This window comes from uncultured Corynebacterium sp., assembly GCF_902782855.1.
Taxonomy (GTDB): Bacteria; Actinomycetota; Actinomycetes; order Mycobacteriales; family Mycobacteriaceae; genus Corynebacterium.
Map to the genome: position 1 here is coordinate 1 of NZ_CACZOO010000162.1, position 3103 is coordinate 3103.

Genomic DNA, 3103 nt, shown 5'->3' on the forward strand with positions numbered 1-3103 from the left:
TCGGCGTCTTCCTCACCCTCTTCTTCAGCCTGGTGCTGCTCGCCGTGGCCGTGCTGTACCTGCTGGTGGAGTTCGGCCTGATCGGTGGGGCGAAGCCGCAGCAGTACGGCCAGCAGTTCGGCCAGCAGTTCGGCCAGCAATACGGCCAGGCGCCGCAGCCGGGTCAGCCGGGTCAGCAGTACCCGCCGCAGAACCCCGGCCAGACGCCGCCTGCCCAGGGCCGCTGGTAGACGTCTCATAGGACGCCGATGCAGCCTGGGATGCTTCCTGGCAGCTGCAACTGCACAGTGGCATCTGCTCCTGTCGCCTCAGAGGGGGAGGGCGACGGGAAGAGATGCCAGCCTGCGGGACGGGATGCCGCGGAAAACGGGACGCACAGGGGAGGTTGCATCCCTCGCACCCGCTGATACAGTGACCGCCATGTACGCGAACGCAGCACAGTACGCCGTGAGGCCCTGGACCCGCCGCTGACGGCGGGGAAGCACTCATACACACAAGAGAACTTCTCCGCCGTCCTCCGGCCCACATCAACACCGTGGAGCCGGGCGGCGGCGTCGTGCTGCCTGCAGCATATTGACTGACCCTGTCTGAATCTCACTGAACCAGACCGACTCAGTCCCACACACTGCACGGCCCGGCTCCGGAAGACTTCTGGAGACCACCATGTCCCGTACCCCTCATCTGTCCGCGTCCTCCCTCAGTGTCACCGTCGCCGACCGGACACTGTTCACCGGCCTCGCAGCCACCATCTCCGCAGGTGACCGCCTGCTCATCGTCGGCGAGAACGGCACCGGCAAGACCACCCTCCTCCACACCCTCGCCGGCGTCCGCGCACCGGATGCCGGGGAGATCCGGTTCTCCGGCAGCGTTACCCTGGTCCGCCAGGGGATGGACGCCACCGGTACCGTCGGCGATCTCGTCGCGGACGCCACCGCCGCGTCCGACGCCGCCCTGGAAGACCTCGACCATGCCCTGACCAGCGGTGACCTCGGCGATGCCTACGCCGACGCCCTCGACCGCGCCACCACGCTCGACGCCTGGGACGCCCACCGGCGCGTCGACATCGCCCTCGCCGGACTGGACGCCTGCACCGACCGGACGCGGCCGTTGCTGAGCCTCTCCCACGGTCAGCGCTACCGGGTGCGCCTGGCCTGCGCCCTGGCGTCACTGGCGGACACCCTGCTGCTCGACGAACCGACCAACCATCTGGACGCCACGGCGCTGGATTTCCTCACCGCACAGCTGCTCGCCTGGTCCGGTGGGCTGGGCGTGGTCACCCACGACCGGGCTCTGCTTCGCGACCTCTCCGCCGACGGGCAGGCGACCTTCCTCGACCTGGACCCGACCGCGGACGGCACACCGCTGCTGGCCACCGGCACCTACGACGCGTGGACGGGGCGGCGTCGGGCGGGCCGGGAGCACTGGGAGCGGGAGTACGCCGCCCAGGTCGCCGAGCATCAGCGGCTGGAGTCCGCGGTGGTGGACGTACGGTCCCGGCTCCGGGACAACTGGCGTCCGGAGAAGGGACACAACAAGCACGGCCGGGCGACCCGCGCCGACGGGATCGTCCAGTCGCTGCACCGGCGGGAGCGGGAACTGGCGTCCCACGCCGTCGAGATCCCGGAGCCGCCGATGGAACTGCGGTGGCCGGTGGCGTCCGTGGCATCCGGGAAGAAGCTGCTGACCTGTGCCGATGTGGCAGTGTCCGGGCGGTTGGAACCGGTGACCTGTGAGCTGTCCGGCGGGGAGCATGTGCTGCTCACCGGGCCGAACGGTGCGGGGAAGTCCACGTTCGTCGATGTCGTCTCCGGAGCGGTGGTGCCGAGCGGCGGGTCGGTGCACGTCCACGATCGAGTGCGGGTCGGCGTCCTCACCCAGCACGAACCGGCCTGGGCGCAGCCGGAACTCGTGGCCGCGGAGGTCTACGCCCGGCATGCGGCGCGGTTCGATCGGGCGCCCGGGCTGACCTCGCTGGGACTACTCGACCGCGCGGCGCGGTCGACCCCGGTAGGACGCCTCTCCCAGGGGCAGCAGCGGCGACTCCACCTGGCGATGGTCCTGGCGGAATGCCCTGACCTGCTGATCCTCGATGAACCGACGAATCATCTCTCGGCGGTGCTGGTGGATGCGGTGACCGAGGCAGTGAAGGACACGGCGGCGGGCGTCATCGTGGTGACCCACGACCGGCAGATGCTGCGGGACCTCGGCGGGCCGGGGGACGCTGTCGGGTGGCGGAGGGTGGCGTTGGGGTGACTCTCATGCGGCCTCGATGTCGGGGCCGCACAACGCCAACGTGGTCTGGCAGCTGCAACCGCATGGTGGCATCTGCTCCTGTCGCCTGGCACGGGCGAGGCGACAGGAGCAGATGCCGCCCTGCAGGGCGGGCTGCGACAGGATGCCCGCTGCCCTGATGAGCTGAGCATCCCGGCTCCCACCCAGTCCCGAGTACCGCACGGATCAGGGTATTCACATCGGGGCCGATGCGGAGCTGCTTCACCTCTGATCCCTGTCGCGCTCGGCCTTCCGCATGGCCTTGAAGTCCGCCACGACCTCTTCTCCGGTGATGCCGAGTTCCGTCAATGCATCGATAGTCTGATGTAGCGGACCAGTAGCTGACCACCTCTCGCACATCTGGTCGCGGAAGGGTTACCTGAGCCAGTTCGCAGCAGGTCACTGCCAGGTCACACAGTCCCGCAGAGTCAGGCTGCAGAGTTAGGACAGTCGCCGCCGACGCTGCTAACTTGGATGCCATGTCCACAACCAGCCAGGTCGCCCAGGGCGTCGAGGGTGCCGCGGTGACTCCGCCGGCAGACCTGTCGACAGTGTCTGCGTCCGCGGCGCAGCTCAGCCCCGTCGCACCGGCGAAACCGCTGAGCCGCGTCGACCGGTTCATGCACCGCATCCTGCGGATCAACCGGACCGACCCGATCGACATGAAGGCGGTCGCCGGAGCTCACCGGGCCTTCCGCTGGGCGATCGTGGTCTCCGCGATCCGCTGCACGATCTCCTACGTGATCATCCCGATCCTCATCCCGGTGATCAGCGTGATGGGCTCCCTGGCGGGGACGATCACCATCGCCCTGTGCGTGGTGGCGCTGGTCAA

3 protein-coding genes are annotated in these 3103 nt (G+C 68.9%); all 3 read left to right on the forward strand.

From position 1 onward, the window contains the following. Positions 1-230: hypothetical protein (locus QZV72_RS07410; protein ID WP_297006772.1), on the forward strand; the 230-nt coding region annotated here is incomplete at its 5' end. 433 nt (positions 231-663) lie between these two features. After that, the gene (locus QZV72_RS07415; protein ID WP_297006774.1) at positions 664-2253 is read left to right on the forward strand and encodes an ATP-binding cassette domain-containing protein; all 1590 of its coding nucleotides are present in this window, start codon (positions 664-666) and stop codon (positions 2251-2253) included. A 497-nt stretch (positions 2254-2750) separates the two neighbouring features. Then, positions 2751-3103, forward strand: a 353-nt coding sequence (locus QZV72_RS07420; RefSeq protein WP_297006777.1) for a hypothetical protein, incomplete at its 3' end; no start/stop codon positions are given.

Excerpts from the sequence above, each read along its gene's own strand:
- QZV72_RS07415 (WP_297006774.1), top strand. The coding sequence starts at position 664 with ATGTCCCGTACCCCTCATCTGTCCGCGTCCTCCCTCAGTGTCACCGTC.